Below are 16919 nucleotides of genomic sequence, written 5' to 3'. Positions count from 1 at the left end.
GTGGATACGAGTGCCAGGGCACTCGTATCCACTCACGGCCCGACGAAGGAGGGCTGTTGTTGTGGTCGACCAGGCCCGCGCGCGGCGACTCGCCAAGCGCATCTCGCAGATCGTGGCCGCCGCCCTGGAGCACGAGGTCAAGGACCCGCGGCTCAAGATGGTGACGATCACCGACACCCGCGTCACCGGCGACCTCCGCGAGGCCACCGTGTACTACACCGTGCTCGGCGAGACGGTCGACGCTGACCCGGACACCGCGGGCGCCGCGGCCGCGCTCGCCAGCGCCACGGGCGTACTGCGTTCGCTGGTCGGGGCCGGCACCGGGATCCGGCACACGCCGTCGCTCACGTTCGTCCCGGATGTGGTTCCGGACGAGGCGCGCCGGATGGAGGAGCTGCTCGCGCGCACCCGCGAGTCGGACGCCGAGGTCGCGCGGCTCGCCGCGGGCGCCCGTCCGGCGGGCGAGGCCGACCCGTACCGGGCGCCGCGCGAGCGGGCCGAGGAGGAATGACCCGCGAGTCCGTCGCCGCGGCTGCCGAGCGGCTCGCCGCGGCGCGCGACGTCACCCTGCTCGCCCACGTCAACCCGGACGCCGACGCGCTCGGCAGCGCGCTGGCGCTCGGCATCGCCCTGCGTCGGCGCGGCGCCACCGTCCGGGTGGCGTTCGCGGAGCCGGACCGGATGCCGGAGTCCCTCGTCCCGCTGGATGTGTGCGGCCTCGTCGTGCCGCCTGCGGAGGTGCCCGCCGCCGCCGAGTTGCTGGTGGCGTGCGACGCGGCGGCGCCCGCCCGGCTCGGTGCCCTCGCCGACCGGCTCGCGACGGCCGGGGCCACCGTGATGATCGACCACCACGCGTCGAACCCCGGGTTCGGCGACGTGCAGGTGCTCGATCCCGCCGCGGAGGCCACCGTGGTGCTCGTGCACCGGGTGCTCGTCGCCATGGGGGAGCCGCTCGGCGTGGACGTGGCGCGCTGCCTCTACGCGGGACTGGTCACCGACACCCGTGGCTTCCGCACGGCGGGACCGGACGCGCACCGGATCGCCGCGGAGCTCGTCGCCGCGGGCGTCGACCCCGAGGCGCTGGTGCGGCCGATCATGGACACACACCCCTACGCCTGGCTGGCGGCGCTGGGCGGCGCGCTCGAGCGTGCGGTGCTGGAGCCGGCCGCCGCGGGCGGGCTCGGGCTGGTGCACACCACGGTGCCGCTGGCCGATGTCGCGCGGTTCCGCACCGAGGAGGTCGACGGGGTCGTCGACGTCCTCCGCACCGCGGCCGAGGCCGAGGTCGCGGCCGTGCTGAAGCAGGTGGCGCCCGACCGGTGGGTCACCTCGTTGCGCTCCACCGGACGCGTGGACGTCGCCGCGGCCGCCATTCGGCTCGGCGGGGGCGGGCACCGCGCGGCGGCGGGCTTCACCTGCGACGCAGGCCTCGACGATGTGCTCGCCGCCCTGCGCAGGGCGCTGGAGCCGGACATCCACCGATCGGTGGACCCGCTGTCCACCCAGGTCCCGTGATCGGTACCGCCCGCGGCTGATCCCGCCCCGGTGCGGCGCTGCCAAGATCGGCACATGCAAGATCTGACCCCGCCCGTGACACCCGCGCTCGAGATGGCGGGTCTGTACAAGGTGTTCGGTACCAAGACAGCCGTCGACCACATCGATCTCACGGTGCCCGCCGGGTCGTTCTTCGGGCTCGTGGGGCCCAACGGGGCGGGCAAGACCACGAGCCTGTCCATGGCGACCGGGCTCCTGCGCCCGGACGGGGGCACGGCCCGCGTCCACGGCCACGACGTGTGACGGGAACCGCAGCGGGCGAAGGCCCTCCTCGGGCTGTTGCCCGACGGCCTGGCGATGCCGAAGCGCCTCAGGGGCCGCGAGGTCATCTGGGCGTCACCGAGCGGGCATGGTTCCTGGCGCTGTACCTCCCCGAGCCGTGGCAGTGGCCGACCATCATCTTCATGATCGCGCTCGGCGTCGGGCTGGCGGCGTGGGCGCTGCTGCTGCATGGGCAGTCGGGCGGGCGCACCCCGCTCCTTCCTGCCCGGTTCCGGCGCCCGGTTACGGTGGATGCCCACCCTGTGAAGGAGCCCCATGACGTCGGAGATCCGGCCCGCCAGCACTGACCGGGAAGAGCGCGCCGCGCGCCGGGCGTTCCTCGCCGCGGCGCTGCGGCACCCGGCCACGATGGGCGCGGTGACGCCGAGCTCGCCGCGGCTGGGCGCGGTGCTCGCGTCGGTGGTGCCCCGCACCGGGCACCCCGTGGTCGTGGAGCTCGGGCCCGGCACCGGTGCGGTGAGCGCCGTGATCGCCGAGCGGCTGCCGCCCGGTGCGCGGCACCTCGCCGTGGAGCTGGATCCGGACATGGTCGCGTTCCTGCGTCGCACCCGACCGGAGCTGGAGGTCGTCCCCGGCAGCGCGGCGCAGCTGACCGCGCTGCTCGCCGAGCGCGGTATCACCTCGGTCGACGCCGTGGTCTGCGGCCTGCCATGGGCACTGTTCGACGACGCGACGCAGACGTCGCTGCTCGAACAGATCAGCCAGGTCATCGGGGGGACCGGCGCGTTCACCACGTTCGCCTACCTGCACGGGATGACACTGTCTGCGGCGCGCCGGTTCCGCCGCACCCTGCGGGAGACGTTCGACGAGGTCGTCGTGAGCGCCACCGTCTGGCGGAACCTGCCCCCCGCGTTCGTCTACGTGTGCCGGCGCCCGCGGGTGCTGCGCGCCGCGGAATGACCGGGGAGCGCGTCCCTGTGCGGGAAGTGCTGCGGCTGGCCGCGCCCGCGTTGCCGGTGCTCGCCGCCGAACCGCTCTACCTGCTCGTCGACACCGCCGTGGTCGGCAGGCTCGGGGCGGTGTCGCTCGCCGGGCTCGCGGTCGCCGGCGTCGTGTTCGCCCAGGTCACGAGCCAGCTCAACTTCCTGTCCTACGGCACCACGGCCCGTGCGGCCCGCCTGCACGGCGCCGGTCGGCCCGGGGAGGCGGTGGGCGAGGGCGTGCAGGCCACCTGGCTCGCCGTCGCCGTCGGGCTGCTGGTCCTCGGCGTCGGACAGCTCGTCGCCCGCCCGGTCGCCACGGCGCTGGGTGACGGCGGGGAGATCGCCGATGCCGCGGTGTCGTGGCTGCGGGTGGCCCTGTTCGGCGCGCCGATGGTGCTGGTGACGCTCGCGGGCAACGGCTGGATGCGCGGGGTCCAGGACACCGCCCGGCCGATGCGTTTCGTGCTGGCGGGCAACGGGCTCTCCGCGGTGATCTGCCCGGTGCTGGTGCACGGGATCGGCGGCTGGGCCGGGCTGGGCCTGGTCGGGTCGGCGGCCGCCAACGTCATCGGGCAGTTGGTCGGCGCCGCGCTGTTCCTCGTCACGCTGATCCGGGCGGCCCGGGGCTCGGCCGTGCCGCTGCGACCCGCGCCCGCCGTGCTGCGCGCCCAGCTCGGGCTCGGCCGCGACCTGCTCGCCCGCAGCCTCGCGTTCCAGGCGTGCTTCCTGTCCGCCGCGGCGGTCGCGACCCGGTTCGGCGCCGCCACTGCGGCCGCGCACCAGATCGTGCTGCAGCTGTGGTTCTTCCAGGCCCTCGTGCTCGACGCCGTCGCGATCGCGGCGCAGGCGCTGGTGGGAGCGGCTTTGGGCAGCGGGGGAGCGGAGCGGGCGCGAGGCCTCGCCGCGCAGGTGACGCGGTACGGGCTCGGGCTGGGCATCGCGTTCGGCGTGCTGTTCGCGGCGCTGCTCCCGGTGCTGCCGCCGGTGTTCACCCCCGACCCCGCCGTGCTCGCGATCGTTCCGGTCGCCTGGTGGTTCTTCGCCGCGATGCAGCCCGTGGCCGGGGTCGTGTTCGCCCTCGACGGCGTGCTGCTCGGCGCGGGCGACGCCGCGTTCCTGCGGACGTCGACCCTGGCCGCGGCCGTGCTCGGGTTCCTCCCGCCGATCTGGGCGTCGCTGGTGTTCGGCTGGGGCCTGGCCGGGATCTGGTCGGGGCTGGCGGCGTTCATGGTGATCCGGCTGGTGGCGGTGGGGCTGCGGGCCCGGTCCGGGCGGTGGGCCGTGCCGGGGGCGGTCCGAGCCTGAGGGTCCCCACAACCGGCGCCACGGCCCGTACGGTTGCCGGCATGGTGGCCCTACTGTCACCCAGTGGCAGTAAGGCCACCATGCTGGCGTTTCCGGCGGCCGTGCGGCGCTATGCGACGAACGTGCCGCCCGTCCGTCTCGCCACGTCCCATACCGGCTCGGCCGTCTCCGTTACCTCGCCGTCGCCGGCGAACAGCAGGAAGCGGTCGAAGCTGCGCGTGAACCAACGATCGTGGGTGACCGCGAGCACCGTGCCCTCGAACGCGGCGAGCGCCTGCTCCAGTGCCTCGGCCGAGGCGAGGTCGAGGTTGTCGGTGGGCTCGTCGAGCAGCAGCAACGTGGCGCCCGGCAGCTCCAGTAGCAGGATCAGCACGCGCGCCTGCTGGCCGCCCGACAGCGTCTCGAACCCCTGCTCGGCCTGCGCCGCCAGCTCGTAGCGGGCCAGCGCCTTCATCGCCACCTCGCGGGTCGTCCCGTCCCGGTCGACGTCCCCGGCCACCAGCACCTCCACCGGGGTGCGGCCGGTCAGCTCGGGGCGGTCGTGGGTCTGCGAGAAGTGCCCGGGGCGGACCCGCGCGCCCAACCGGGCCGTCCCCTCGTGCGCAACGGGCGCGAGCGCGATCCCGCTCGCCGGAACTCGTTCTACCCGCCCCCGCCGGCTTCGCAGGCTCCGCCGGCTGCCATCCCCCAGGCCCGGTTCGGGGTCGGTGCCCCCGCGGGCGAGCAGCCGCAGGAAGTGCGACTTGCCGGTGCCGTTCGCGCCGAGCACCGCCACTCGGTCGCCGAACCACACCTCCAGGTCGAACGGGTAGGTCAGCCCGTCGAGCTCCAGCTGCTCGCACACCACCGCCCGCTTGCCGGTGCGCGCCCCGCCCAGCTGCATCCGGACGTTCTGCTCGCGCGGCTTCTCCGGCGGCGGGCCCGCCTCCAGGAACCGGGCCAGGCGCGTGCGTGCCGCCGCCAGCCGCGACGCCATCCCGTCGTTGTGCGCCGCCTTGGCCTTGTAGAACGCGACGAGCCGCTCCAGCTTGGCGCGCTCCTCGTCCCAGCGGCGGCGCTGCTCGTCGAGCCGGTTGTGCCGCGCGACGCGCGCCGCGTGCCACGACGCGAACCCGCCCGGGTGCACCCATGCCGAACCCGCCTCCACGGTGACGACGCGCTGCGCGGTGCGGGCGAGCAGCTCGCGGTCGTGGCTGACGAACAGCACGCTCTTGGCCGACTCGCCGATCCGCTCCTCCAGCCAGCGCTTGCCGGGGACGTCGAGGAAGTTGTCCGGCTCGTCCAGCAGCAGCACCTCGTCGGGGCCGCGCAGCAGCAGTTCGAGCGCGAACCGTTTCTGCTCGCCGCCCGACAGGGTCGCCACCCGCCGGTCCCGGACCTGCTCCCACGGCAGGCCCAGCACGGCGACGGCCGCCGTGTCGAACTCCACCTCGGCCGCGTACCCGCCCGCCTCACCCCACGCATTGAGCGCATCGGCGTAGCGCAGCTGGGAGCGCTCGCTCGCGCCGAGCGCGCGCTCGGTGGCCCGCAACCGCTCGCCCGCCGCGCGGACCGCGGGCGGCGCGAGTGAGAGCGCCAGGTCGGCGAGCCTGCGGTCGTCGCTGATCGAGCCGATGAACTGCCGCATCACCCCGAGGCCGCCACTGCGGGCGATGCTGCCCGCAGCGGGCGTGATCTCCCCGGCGACCATCCGCAGCAGCGTGGTCTTGCCCGCGCCGTTCGGGCCGACGAGCGCGACCTTGGCGCCGTCGCCCACCCGGAAGGAGACGTCGGCGAACAACGTGCGGCCGTCGGGCAGCTGGTGCGCGACGGCCATCGCCTCGATGTGGCCCACGAGGAGAAGATGGTGGCGGGCGGGAACCGGCGGGGTCGAGCGGATATCGCCCGCTCAGGTGCGCGGGCCGGCCCACGCCGCCCAGAGCGCGGCGTAGCTGCCGCCCGCGGCAACCAGCTCGTCGTGCCGCCCCGTCTCCACGATCCGGCCCTTGTCCAGTACCACGATCCGGTCGGCGGCCGCGGCCTGTGTGAGTCGGTGGGTGATCAGCACGGCCGTGCGGCCGGCCAGCGCGCCGTCGGCGGCCCGCTCGAGGGTCTTGGCGCCGGCACTGCCGGCCTCGGCGGTGGCCTCGTCCAGCACCGCGACCGCCGGGTCGGCCAGCACGAGCCGCGCCAGCGCGAGCTGCTGGGCGCGGGTGGCCGACAGCTCGTCGCCGCCGTCGCCCACCACGTCGTCGAACTCGAGCGGCGCCTCGACGGTGCGCAACGCCGCGGTGAGCTCGGCGTCGGTGGCGTCCGGGCGGGCCAGCCGGAGGTTGTCGGCGACGGTGCCCGCGAACACGTGCACCTCCTGCGTGACGAGCGCGACGTGCCCGCGCAGGTCGGCGATCTCGGGCAGCGGCACCCCGCCGATCTCCACCGAGCCCGCCGTGGGCGTGTGCACTCCGGCGAGGACGGCGCCCAGCGTGGTCTTGCCCGCCCCGCTCGACCCGACCACGGCGACGCGCTCGCCCGGTGCCACCTCCAGGTCGATGCCGTGCAGTACCTCGGCGCCACCGTCGTAGGCGTGCCGGAGCCCGCTGATCCGCACCGAGGCGTCCCGCGGTGCCCGGGGCTGCGCGGGGACGGCCGGGACCGGCATGTCCACCACTCCGACCAGCCGGGCGAGCGCGGCACCCGCGGACTGCGCCTCGTCCAGCAGGAACAGCATAATGCCGATCGGGTCGAACAGCCGCAGGAAGTACAGGGCGGCCGCCGTGGCGGCGCCGAGCGTGACCACGTCCGAGCGCACCAGCCAGAAGCCGGTGACGAGGATGGCGACCACCCCGACCAGCTCGGCGCTGTTCATGAACGCGCCGTAGCGCGACTGGGCGGTGGAGGCGCGCATCGCCGCGCCCACCGCCGCGGTGGAGTGGGCGTCGATGCGGGCGAGCTGGGTGGCCCGCAGCCGGAAGGCCCGGACGGTGGCCGCGCCGCCGACCCCGCTCAGCAGGGCCTGCGTGCGGGTGCCCTCCGCGGCGCGCTCCGCCGCGTAGCGCACGCCCGAGACGCGTACGTACCAGCGCGTGACCAGCACCCAGATCGGGAGCGGGGCGAGCCCGGCCAGCGCGAGCCGCCAGTCGAGCACGCCGAGCCCGACCACCGTGAACCCGACGTCCAGCAGGGCGATCACCACCACGGGGATGGACCGGCGCACCCCCTCGGAGATCACCGCGATGTCGCCGCCGACCCGCTGCAGGAGGTCGCCCGACCCGGCCCGCTCCACGTCGGCCAGCGGGACGTCCAGCGCGCGGCGCACCACGCGCTCGCGCAACCCGGCCAGCACCTGCTCGCCCAGGTGCGCGACCATGACCGAGCCGAGCGCCGCCAGCAGCGCGCGCGCCACCAGCGCACCGAGGATGCCCAGCGCGAGGACGTCGATCGCACCAGCCGGACCGCGGGTGAGCACGGCGTCGACGATGCTGCCGAGCAGCAGCGGCACCAGCAACAGCGCCACAGCGGCACCCAGCAGTGTGAGCACGGTGGCCGCCAGCAGCAGCCGGTGCGGCCGGGCGAGTTCGCCCAGTGCGCGACGGGTGCGCGCCGGTGTGGCGATGGGCAGCCCGGTCACGGCCGGTGGAGTGCTCACGACAGCACCGCCGCACGGTAGGCCGGATCGGCCGTGAGCTCGGCGTGGGTGCCGGTGGCGACGACCGCGCCGTCGTCGACCAGCAGCACCCGCCCGCACCGGGCCAGCAGGGCCGGGCTCGACGTCACCAGCACGGTGGTGCGCCCGGCCCGCAGCCGGGCGATCCCGTCGGCGATGCGGTGCTCGGTGGCCGCGTCGACGGCGGTGGTGGGGTCGTGCAGCACGAGCACCGGTGCGTGCGCGGCCAGCGCCCGCGCCAGGGCGATCCGCTGGCGCTGCCCGCCCGAGAGCGTGCGCCCGCGCTCGGTGAGCTCGGTGGCGAGCCCGGCGGCCTGCGAGTCGACGACCTCGTCGGCGGCCGCCGCGGCCAGCGCGGCAAGGTCGCCGCCCGTGTTCTCACCCAGCGTGCCCTCGAACAGCGTGGCCTCGTGGCGGGCCACCAGCACAGCGGCGCGTGCCTCGTCGAGCGTGACCAGGCGCAGATCGACGCCGTCGAGCTCGACCGGATCGTCCCTCTCGCGGGCCAGCGCGTCGAGCAGGCTGCCGGCGTCGGCGGTGCGCAGGGTGACCAACCCGACGTGCTCGCCCGCGGCCACGTCGAGCGCCAGGCCCCCGGCCTGCCGGACCCGCAGCGCGCCCGATGACGCGGGCGGCAGCGTGCCGTCGCCCTCCTGCACCGCGGGGGGTGTGGCGAGCAGGGCGGCCAGCCTGCGGGCCGACCCGCGGGCCCCGGCGAGGATCGGGCCGACCTCCGTGAGCCGCTCCAGCGGGCCGATCAGGAACTGCGCCAGCCCGACGGCCGCGACGAGCTCGCCGACGGTGATGGCGCCGTCGAGCGCGAGGCGTCCGCCGACCCATGCCACGACCACGAGGAAGAGCCCTGTGATCACGTTGGTGGCGCCGTTGTAGCCGCCCTCGAGCCGGGCCGCGGCCAGCCGTGCGCGCAGGGCCCGGCGGCTGGCGCGGCGGTAGGACTCGCCCGCCGCGCGCTCGGCCCCGATGCCCTTGATCACCCGCAGGCCGGTGACGACATCGGTGGCCACGCCGGTGGCGGCCGCGAGCGTGGCCTGCTCGGCCTCGGCCCGCCCGACCAACGGCCGGGCGAGCAGCCGCGAGCTCAGGAGCACCAGCGGCACGCCCGCCAGCACGACCAGCCCGAGCAGCACCGAGGCGTCGAGCAGGACGACCGCCCCTCCCGCCAGCGCCGCCAGCGCTCCGACCGCCATCGCGATCGCCCGGCACACCAGCCCGGCGCGGTCGGCGTCGGAACCCGCGAGGCTCACCAGTTCGCCCGGGCGGCCGAGCACGCCCCCCGCCGGGTGCAGCACCCGCGCGGCCACCGCGAGCCGGATCCCGTGCGCCGCGAGCCGCTCGGTGCGCTGGGCGAGCCAGTAGCCGCCGTAGGCGCACGCCGCGAGGACCACGAACACGCCGACGACCACGCCGAGCCAGCGCAGCAGCGCCCCGGTGTCGCCGGTGCCGACCGCGAGGTCGATCGCGACCCCGACCGTGACGGGCACGGCCGCCTCGGCGAGCTGGTGGCCGGCCACGAGCAGCGAGGCGACGGTGAGGTCGCGGCGCTGGCCCGCGGCGGCGCTGCGCAGTAGCCCGCCCGGTGTGGGTGGTGCGGCGGGTCGGCCCGGCATGGTGGTCCTTTCGCTGGTGCTGACAGGGGAGACCGTAACCGGGCGGGCCGACGGTTCTCCGCCGATTCCGCCCGCCCGTCCACAGGTCGCAGGCGCCAGGAAGAATCGCCCCGCGTGAACGCCGCACCCGCAGGACTCGTGGTCGTCGACAAGCCCGGCGGGATGACGTCGCACGACGTCGTCGCCCGACTGCGCCGGATCCTGCGCACCCGCAAGGTCGGCCACGCCGGCACGCTCGACCCGATGGCCACCGGGGTGCTCGTCTGCGGGGTGGGGCGGGCCACGAAGCTGCTCGGGCACCTCGCGCTCGACACCAAGGCCTACACGGCCACCGTCCGGCTGGGCGTCGCCACCACCACCGACGACGCCGAGGGCGAGGTCGTCGCCACCGCCGACGCCGCAGGCGTGACCGACGCGGCGATCGCCGAGGGCATGGCCGCGCTCACGGGCGCGATCGAGCAGGTCCCCAGCTCGGTGAGCGCCATCAAGGTCGGCGGGAAGCGGGCCTACGCGCTGGTGCGGGCGGGGGAGGAGGTCGTGCTCCCGGCCCGGCCGGTCACCGTGTCGGCCTTCGCCCTGCTGGAACGCCGCGGCGACGAGCTCGACGTCGCCGTGGAGTGCTCGTCGGGCACCTACGTGCGGGCGCTGGCGCGGGACCTGGGCGCCGCGCTGGGCGTCGGCGGGCACCTCACCGCGCTGCGACGCACCCGCGTCGGCCCGTTCACGTTGGAGCACGCCCGAACGCTGGAGGAGCTGGAGCGCGAGCCAGGCGTCTCGCTGTCACTGGACGAGGCGGTCGCCGTCGCGTTCCCGCGGCGCGACCTGGACGCGGCACTGGCCGCCGACATCTCCCACGGCCGGCCGCTGCCCGCCGCCGGGCTGACCGGCACCTACGGCGTCTTCGCGCCGGACGGGCGCGCACTGGCGCTGATGACCGAGAAGGGCGACCGCGCCCGTCCGCTGGTCGTGCTGGCGCCCGCCGCCACCTGACCCAACGGCGAGCCGGGCGACGAGCCCGCGCGAGTCGGGCGATTCGTGCGTCCGAGTCGGGGGATTCGTGCGCACCCGCCCCCGACGCGCGCGCACCCGCCCCCGACGCGCGGGCACGTGCTCCCCGGCTCGCGCGCCGTTTCGTACCGACTCGCGGGTGGGGTGGAGGCGTTCCGTACGCTCGCCCCCGTGCAGCGCTGGCGTGGGCTCGAGGCCGTGCCGACCGGGTGGGGCCGCAGCGTCGTCACCGTCGGGGTGTTCGACGGTGTGCACCGCGGCCACCAGAAGCTGATCGGCCGGGCGGTGGAGCGGGGGCGGGAGCGGGGTCTGCCCGCCGTACTGGTGACGTTCGACCCGCACCCCGCCGAGGTGGTGCGCCCCGGGAGTCACCCGGCGCGGCTCACCAGCCTTCCCCGACGGGCGGACCTGGTGGCCGAGCTCGATGTCGACGCGTTCTGCGTGCTGCCGTTCACCCCCGAGCTCGCCCGCACCGAGCCCCCCGAGTTCGCGCACGAGGTGCTGGTGGAGCGCCTGCACGCCGCCGACGTCGTCGTGGGGCGCAACTTCCGGTTCGGCCACCGGGCCGCCGGCGACGTCGCCGAGCTCACGCGGCTGGGGGAGCGGTTCGGCTTCGGTGTCGAGGGGCTCGACCTCATCACCGACGACGGGGTCACGTTCTCCTCCACCTACGTCCGCTCCTGCATCGACGCGGGTGATGTGGAGGCCGCGGCGGCCGCGCTGGGCAGGCCGCACCGGGTGGAGGGCGTGGTCGTCCACGGCGACCGCCGCGGGCACGCGCTCGGCTTCCCGACGGCCAACCTGTCCACCGTGCCGTACACGGCGCTGCCCGCCGACGGGGTCTACGCGGGCCGGTTCGCGATCGGGGAGCGCCTGCTCCCGGCGGCGGTCTCGGTGGGAACCAATCCCACGTTCTCCGGGCGGGTCCGCACCGTCGAGGCCTACGTGCTCGACGTCGACGAGGACTTCTACGGGTTCGAGGTCGCCGTTGACTTCGTCCACCGGCTGCGCGGGCAGGAGCGCTTCGCCGACGTGGACGCGCTGGTCGCGCAGATGCACCGGGACGTGGCCCGCACGCGCGAGCTGCTCGGCGTCTGACTTCTCCCGTTCGCCCACGGGGAGGGCGGTCTGACTGCGAGCATGCGGTCATGGCGAGGGCGGACGGAGAGCCTGCGGACATCGCAGCCAACCGGGAGCGGCAACGCGAGCTCTACGGTTCCCCGCTCGGCGACCGCGTGCGCACGCTCACCGGTGCGCTCGGGATCACCCAGGCCCGGCTCGCCCGTGCGCTGGGGGTCAGCCCGGCCATGCTCAGCCAGCTGGTGAGCGCGCGCCGGGTCAAGATCGGCGACCCTGCGGTGCTCGCCCGGCTGCTCATGCTCGACCAGCGCTGCCAGGGTCTGCGCACCCCGCCCGAACCGCGGGCGGTGGAGGTCCTGCTCGCCGACGTCGCGCGGGTCCGGTGGCACTGGACCGCGCCGCGGGTCGGCGAGCGGCGCAGGCGGCGGGCGGCGGCCGACGGCGCCGCGATCGACGCGCTGCGCGGCATCGCCGAGCCCGCCCGGCTCGCGGCGGCTGCTGCCGCGCTCGGCCCGGCCTTCCCGGAGCTGGCCGACGCCCTCCGGCAGGCGGCCGGCCGTCCCCGGGTGTGAGGTGGGGCTGTTCACGGCGCTGTGGCCGCCCGCCGGGGCGGTGCAGGCGCTCGCGGCCGACACCGCGGCGGTGGGCGAGCCGCGCGGCTGGCGGGTGCGTGCGCCGGACGCGTGGCACGTCACGCTCGCGTTCCACGGCGCCGCCGACCCGGGGGTGCTCGCCCGGCGCCTCGACCGGGCGGCCCGCGGCGCGCCCGCTCCCCGGCTGCGGATCGCCGGGGGCGGGGCGGCGCCGGGTGTGCGGTGGGCCGGGGTGACCGCCGAGCCGGCCGACCTGCTGATCGGCCTCGTCGTGCTCGCGGGCGGCGCGCCCGAGCGGTTCGTGCCCCGCGTCACGGTGCTGCGGGTGCGACCGCGGCCCGGGCCCGCCGCGGATCCCGACCCGCCGGTGACATGGACGGCGCACCGCGGGCCGTGGTGGCGTCCCACCGAACTGCTGCTCGTCGGCAGCGAGCCCACCCGGGGCGGGTCGCGCTACCGGGTGGTCCACCGCGTTCCGCTGGGCGGGCCGTGACACCTGCGGGCCGGCCGCGCCGTCGTGGCTGGTAACGTGGCGTGCTGGGTCCGGCTGCAGTCCGTGGTGGCCGTGCACCGTCTTCCGTCCCTGTCAGGGGAATCGGACCACACGGCACAGCAACGAAAGAGGAGAACGTGGCACTCGACGCCGCAACCAAGAAGTCGGTCCTGGACGAGTACGGGGTCCACGAGGGCGACACCGGCTCCCCGGAGGCGCAGGTCGCGCTGCTGACCAAGCGGATCATCGGCCTCACCGAGCACCTCAAGCAGCACAAGCACGACCACCACTCGCGGCGGGGTCTCCTGCTGCTGGTCGGTCGCCGCCGCCGCCTGCTGAAGTACCTGGCGTCCGTCGACGTGGCGCGCTACCGGTCGCTCATCGAGCGCCTCGGCCTCCGCCGCTGATCACTGCCGGCCCGGACCACTGATGTGGTCCGGGCCGCGGCACAATTCCAGAACGAACCACTGACGCCACGCCTCCGGCAGACGATCCGCCGGTCCTCGGTAGTGGCTCCCGGGGCAGGTGCCCCGAGGGCTTCGATCGAAGACCGGCCCAGGCCGAGGATCCTTCCGGTGTGGCGTGGGGTCTCCCTCCCGAAAGAGGAGATGTCCACTAAATGACCGACCCGATGGACAACGTGCACGAGACCAGTGCCGTCATCGACAACGGGAGCTTCGGCTCCCGCACCGTCCGGTTCGAGACCGGGCGCCTCGCGCGCCAGGCCGCCGGATCCGTCGTCGCCTACCTCGACGACGAGACCATGCTGCTGTCGGCCACCACGGCCTCGAAGCAGCCCAAGGAGCACTTCGACTTCTTCCCGCTCACGGTGGACGTCGAGGAGCGGATGTACTCGATCGGCAAGATCCCCGGCTCGTTCTTCCGCCGCGAGGGCCGCCCGAGCACCGACGCGATCCTCACCTGCCGGCTCATCGACCGGCCGCTGCGCCCGTCGTTCGTCGACGGCCTGCGCAACGAGATCCAGATCGTCGTCACCGTGATGTCGCTGGACCCGCAGGACCCCTACGACGCCCTGGCGATCAACGCCGCCTCGGCGTCCACGCAGCTGGCGGGCCTGCCGTTCTCCGGCCCGATCGGTGGCGTCCGCGTGGCGCTCATCGACGGCCAGTGGGTCGCCTTCCCCACCCACGAGCAGGTCGAGCGCGCGGTGTTCGACATGGTCGTCGCGGGCCGCACGGTCGGTGACGACGTGGCGATCATGATGGTGGAGGCCGAGGCCACCACCTCCACGGTCGAGCTGGTCGCCGGCGGCGCGCAGGCCCCCACCGAGGAGGTCGTCGCGTCCGGGCTGGAGGCGGCGAAGCCGTTCATCCGCAGCCTGTGCGTGGCCCAGCAGCAGCTGGCCGACGCCGCGGCGAAGCCCACCGGCGACTTCCCGACCTACCCCGCCTACCAGGCCGACGTCTTCGAGGCCGTCTCGGCGGCGGGGTCCGACGACCTCGCCCAGGCCCTGACGATCGGCGGCAAGCAGGAGCGCGAGAGCCGCATCGACGAGGTCAAGCTCGCGGTGCTGGACAAGGTCGCGCCGCAGTTCGAGGGCCGCGAGAAGGAGATCGGCGCGGCGTTCCGCTCGCTGAACAAGAAGCTGGTGCGCCAGCGGATCCTGCGCGACCAGGTCCGCATCGACGGTCGCGGCATCACCGACATCCGGCCGCTGTCGGCCGAGGTCGAGGTCATCCCGCGGTCGCACGGTTCGGCGCTGTTCGAGCGCGGCGAGACCCAGATCCTGGGTGTCACCACGCTGAACATGCTGCGCATGGAGCAGCAGATCGACTCGCTCGGTCCGGAGACGCACAAGCGCTACCTGCACCACTACAACTTCCCGCCGTACTCGACCGGTGAGACCGGCCGGGTGGGCTCGCCGAAGCGCCGCGAGATCGGCCACGGCGCGCTGGCCGAGCGGGCCCTGCTGCCCGTGCTGCCCACGCGCGAGGAGTTCCCCTACGCCATCCGGCAGGTGTCGGAGGCGCTGGGCTCCAACGGCTCCACGTCGATGGGCTCGGTCTGCGCGTCCACGATGTCGCTGCTCAACGCCGGTGTGCCGCTGAAGGCGCCGGTCGCGGGCATCGCGATGGGCCTGGTGAGCGACGAGGTCGAGGGCCAGACCCGCTACGTCGCGCTCACCGACATCCTCGGTGCCGAGGACGCGTTCGGCGACATGGACTTCAAGGTCGCCGGCACCGCCGAGTTCGTCACGGCCCTCCAGCTGGACACGAAGCTCGACGGCATCCCGTCCGAGGTGCTGGCCGCGGCGCTGTCGCAGGCCAAGGACGCCCGCCTGACGATCCTCGAGGTCATCGGCGAGGCGATCGACCGGCCCGACGAGATGAGCGAGTTCGCGCCGCGCGTCACGGCCATCAAGGTCCCGGTCGACAAGATCGGTGAGGTCATCGGCCCGAAGGGCAAGATGATCAACTCGATCACCGAGCAGACCGGCGCCGACATCTCCATCGAGGACGACGGCACGATCTACGTCGGTGCGGCCGACGGCCCGTCCGCCGAGGCGGCCATCGGGATGATCAACGCGATCGCCAACCCGCAGCTGCCGAAGATCGGCGAGCGCTTCCTGGGCACGGTGGTCAAGACCGCCGCGTTCGGCGCGTTCGTCTCGCTGGTCCCGGGCAAGGACGGTCTGGTCCACATCTCCAAGCTGGGCCAGGGCAAGCGCATCGCCAAGGTCGAGGACGTCGTCAAGGTGGGCGACAAGCTCCGCGTGGAGGTCACCGACATCGACAACCGGGGCAAGATCAGCCTGGTGCCGGTGGGCGAGGAGTCCGAGAACGGCTCCGCTCCGGCGGGCGAGCCCGCCGACGCGGACGCCGAGGACGAGGCGGCCGCCGAGGTCTCGCCGAGTTGATCTCCGGAAGGCACGTGCGTGCCGGCGTCGAGCCGGCACGCACGGACGTCCTCGTGGCGCCGGGGGCGGACACCTCCGTCCCCGGCGTCTCGCGTACCGACCTGCCCGGTGGACTCCGGGTGGTCACCGAGCCGGTGCCGGGCGTCCGCTCGGTGTCGCTCGGGATCTGGATCGGCATCGGCTCCCGGGACGAGTCACCCGAGCAGGCCGGTGCCGCGCACTACCTCGAGCACCTGCTGTTCAAGGGCACGCGGCGGCGCACGGCGGCGGCGATCGCGGAGGAGTTCGACGCGGTCGGCGGCGAGCTCAACGCGTTCACGGCGAAGGAACACACCTGCTACTACGCGCAGGTGCTCGACACCGACCTGCCGCTCGCGGTCGACGTGCTCGCCGACGTCGTCACCGACGCGGTGCTCGCCCCTGCCGACGTCGAGGTGGAGCGCGGGGTGGTCCTCGAGGAGATCGCCATGCGCGACGACGACCCCGAGGACCTGCTCGGCGAGCTGTTCGACGAGGCGCTGTTCGGCGACCACCCGCTCGGGAGGCCGGTGATCGGGTCCGAGGAGTCGATCCGCCGGATGAGCCGCACCACGCTGCACGACTTCTGGCGCGGGCGGTACACGACCCCGCGGATGGTCGTGGCCGCCGCGGGCAACCTCGTGCACGCCGACCTCGTCGACCTGGTCGGCGCCGCGCTGGGCGGGGCGGCGCTGCAGGCCGGGACCGACGCGGAGGCGGTGGGGCCGCGGGCGGGCGAGATCGTCGCGCTCGGCGGGGGCCCGCGCCTCGTCCTGCGCTCGGAGGACACCGAGCAGGCGCACCTCATGCTCGGCGTCCCCGGCCTCGCGCGCCACGATCCCCGCCGCACCGCCCTCACCGTGCTCAACACGGCGCTCGGCGGCGGGCCGAGCTCCCGGCTGTTCCAGCAGGTGCGGGAGCAGCGTGGGCTGGCCTACTCCGTCTACTCGGCGGTCACCAGCTACGCCGACGCGGGCAGCCTGAGCGTCTACACGGGCTGCGCGCCCGAGCGGCTCGACGAGGTCGCGGCCGTGGTGCGTGCGGTGCTCGCCGAGGTGGCGTCCGAGGGACTCACCCCCGCCGAGGTGGCCCGCGCCCAGGGCAACCTGCGCGGCGGGCTCGTCCTGGGCCTCGAGGACACCCCGTCGCGGATGAACCGGCTGGGTCGCTCGGAGCTCGACCACGGCAGGCAGCGGGCGGTGGCCGAGAGCCTCGACCGGATCGCCGCGGTCACGCCGGAGCAGGTGGCCAAGGTGGCCGGCGACCTGCTGGCCGCGCCGCTCACCGCCGCGGTGGTGGGCCCGTACGACGCGGCGGCCGACCTGCCGCCGTCGCTGCGCGCCCTGGCCTGATCCCGGCCCTCGGCGGGGATGCGCCCGCGCCCGCTCGTTGCAGCAAAGTCCCCCATGGCCTTCGGCCGCCACGAGGTATGAGAATCGGGTCGGGTCCGGCTGAGCTCGGTTGGCATTGGTGCGTCTAGCCCGAAGCAAAGTCTGAGGCCTGGGGGCCTTCCC

At 74.9% G+C, this 16919-nt stretch carries 16 protein-coding genes; 13 read left to right on the top strand and 3 right to left on the bottom strand.

Going from position 1 to position 16919, the window contains the following annotated elements; all coding sequences use genetic code 11:
• Positions 1-61 precede the first annotated feature (61 nt).
• From rbfA to KME75_RS21750, 6 genes are all read left to right on the top strand, one after another.
• Positions 62-511, top strand: a complete 450-nt coding sequence (rbfA, locus tag KME75_RS21775; protein ID WP_219416722.1) for a 30S ribosome-binding factor RbfA — start codon at positions 62-64, stop codon at positions 509-511.
• Positions 508-1515: a DHH family phosphoesterase gene (locus KME75_RS21770; protein ID WP_219416721.1), complete on the top strand. Its 1008-nt coding sequence runs from the start codon at positions 508-510 to the stop codon at positions 1513-1515. Before rbfA ends, KME75_RS21770 begins: the two co-directional genes overlap by 4 nt.
• A gap of 54 nt (positions 1516-1569) precedes the next feature.
• Entirely contained in the window at positions 1570-1797 is a 228-nt protein-coding gene (locus KME75_RS21765) for an ATP-binding cassette domain-containing protein (protein WP_219416720.1), read from the top strand.
• Between the two features lie 161 nt (positions 1798-1958).
• Positions 1959-2123 carry a hypothetical protein gene (locus KME75_RS21760; RefSeq protein ID WP_219416719.1) on the top strand — a complete coding sequence of 55 codons (165 nt, stop codon included), beginning with the start codon at positions 1959-1961 and terminating at the stop codon, positions 2121-2123.
• Positions 2092-2736: a class I SAM-dependent methyltransferase gene (locus KME75_RS21755; RefSeq protein ID WP_219416718.1), complete on the top strand. Its 645-nt coding sequence runs from the start codon at positions 2092-2094 to the stop codon at positions 2734-2736. The genes KME75_RS21760 and KME75_RS21755 overlap by 32 nt, the downstream gene beginning before the upstream one ends.
• Positions 2733-4064: an MATE family efflux transporter gene (locus KME75_RS21750; RefSeq protein ID WP_219416717.1), complete on the top strand. Its 1332-nt coding sequence runs from the start codon at positions 2733-2735 to the stop codon at positions 4062-4064. The genes KME75_RS21755 and KME75_RS21750 overlap by 4 nt, the downstream gene beginning before the upstream one ends.
• 109 nt (positions 4065-4173) lie before the next feature.
• Here KME75_RS21750 and KME75_RS21745 read toward each other — a convergent pair whose 3' ends face one another.
• From KME75_RS21745 to KME75_RS21735, 3 genes are read right to left on the bottom strand one after another with little or no spacing between them, the layout of a single operon-like run.
• Positions 4174-5898: an ABC-F family ATP-binding cassette domain-containing protein gene (locus KME75_RS21745; protein ID WP_308282974.1), complete on the bottom strand. Its 1725-nt coding sequence runs from the start codon at positions 5896-5898 to the stop codon at positions 4174-4176.
• Between the two features lie 54 nt (positions 5899-5952).
• Entirely contained in the window at positions 5953-7689 is a 1737-nt protein-coding gene (locus KME75_RS21740) for an ABC transporter ATP-binding protein (RefSeq protein ID WP_308282972.1), read from the bottom strand.
• Positions 7686-9335: an ABC transporter transmembrane domain-containing protein gene (locus tag KME75_RS21735; RefSeq protein WP_219416716.1), complete on the bottom strand. Its 1650-nt coding sequence runs from the start codon at positions 9333-9335 to the stop codon at positions 7686-7688. Before KME75_RS21735 ends, KME75_RS21740 begins: the two co-directional genes overlap by 4 nt.
• Positions 9336-9449: 114 nt before the next feature.
• Between KME75_RS21735 and truB the strand changes: the two genes are divergently transcribed.
• The 7 genes from truB (at position 9450) to KME75_RS21700 (ending at position 16757) form a co-directional block, all read left to right on the top strand.
• Positions 9450-10325: a tRNA pseudouridine(55) synthase TruB gene (gene truB / locus KME75_RS21730; RefSeq protein ID WP_219416715.1), complete on the top strand. Its 876-nt coding sequence runs from the start codon at positions 9450-9452 to the stop codon at positions 10323-10325.
• Positions 10326-10514: 189 nt separating this feature from the next.
• A complete protein-coding gene (locus KME75_RS21725) occupies positions 10515-11441 on the top strand; it encodes a bifunctional riboflavin kinase/FAD synthetase (RefSeq protein ID WP_219416714.1) in 927 nt (308 codons plus the stop codon).
• A 50-nt stretch (positions 11442-11491) separates the two neighbouring features.
• Positions 11492-11995 (top strand): helix-turn-helix domain-containing protein, encoded by a 504-nt coding sequence (locus KME75_RS21720; RefSeq protein ID WP_219416713.1) that lies wholly within the window; start codon positions 11492-11494, stop codon positions 11993-11995.
• A 1-nt stretch (position 11996) separates the two neighbouring features.
• Positions 11997-12509, top strand: coding sequence for a 2'-5' RNA ligase family protein (locus KME75_RS21715; RefSeq protein ID WP_219416712.1), 513 nt, complete (start codon positions 11997-11999; stop codon positions 12507-12509).
• A 137-nt stretch (positions 12510-12646) separates the two neighbouring features.
• Entirely contained in the window at positions 12647-12916 is a 270-nt protein-coding gene (rpsO, locus tag KME75_RS21710; RefSeq protein ID WP_219416711.1) for a 30S ribosomal protein S15, read from the top strand.
• Positions 12917-13128: 212 nt separating this feature from the next.
• Positions 13129-15387, top strand: a complete 2259-nt coding sequence (locus KME75_RS21705) for a polyribonucleotide nucleotidyltransferase (protein ID WP_219416710.1) — start codon at positions 13129-13131, stop codon at positions 15385-15387.
• A 14-nt stretch (positions 15388-15401) separates the two neighbouring features.
• Complete coding sequence (locus tag KME75_RS21700; RefSeq protein ID WP_219416709.1) at positions 15402-16757, top strand: M16 family metallopeptidase; 1356 nt, start codon at positions 15402-15404, stop codon at positions 16755-16757.
• The last annotated feature ends 162 nt before the right edge of the window (positions 16758-16919 follow it).

It is taken from the genome of Pseudonocardia nigra (assembly GCF_019396355.1).
In the GTDB taxonomy this organism is placed as follows: domain Bacteria; phylum Actinomycetota; class Actinomycetes; order Mycobacteriales; family Pseudonocardiaceae; genus Pseudonocardia; species Pseudonocardia nigra.
The sequence above is the reverse complement of the archived record's forward strand: the minus strand, read 5'-3'. Positions and strand labels throughout refer to the sequence as shown.

What these genes read in the sequence shown, in the direction of transcription:
- KME75_RS21770 (WP_219416721.1), top strand. Translation starts at nt 508, where the DNA reads ATGACCCGCGAGTCCGTCGCCGCGGCTGCCGAGCGGCTCGCCGCGGCG.
- KME75_RS21760 (WP_219416719.1), top strand. Translation starts at nt 1,959, where the DNA reads ATGATCGCGCTCGGCGTCGGGCTGGCGGCGTGGGCGCTGCTGCTGCAT.
- KME75_RS21705 (WP_219416710.1), top strand. Translation starts at nt 13,129, where the DNA reads ATGACCGACCCGATGGACAACGTGCACGAGACCAGTGCCGTCATCGAC.
- KME75_RS21765 (WP_219416720.1), top strand. Translation starts at nt 1,570, where the DNA reads ATGCAAGATCTGACCCCGCCCGTGACACCCGCGCTCGAGATGGCGGGT.
- KME75_RS21750 (WP_219416717.1), top strand. Translation starts at nt 2,733, where the DNA reads ATGACCGGGGAGCGCGTCCCTGTGCGGGAAGTGCTGCGGCTGGCCGCG.
- KME75_RS21735 (WP_219416716.1), bottom strand. Translation starts at nt 9,335, where the DNA reads ATGCCGGGCCGACCCGCCGCACCACCCACACCGGGCGGGCTACTGCGC.
- KME75_RS21755 (WP_219416718.1), top strand. Translation starts at nt 2,092, where the DNA reads ATGACGTCGGAGATCCGGCCCGCCAGCACTGACCGGGAAGAGCGCGCC.
- KME75_RS21720 (WP_219416713.1), top strand. Translation starts at nt 11,492, where the DNA reads ATGGCGAGGGCGGACGGAGAGCCTGCGGACATCGCAGCCAACCGGGAG.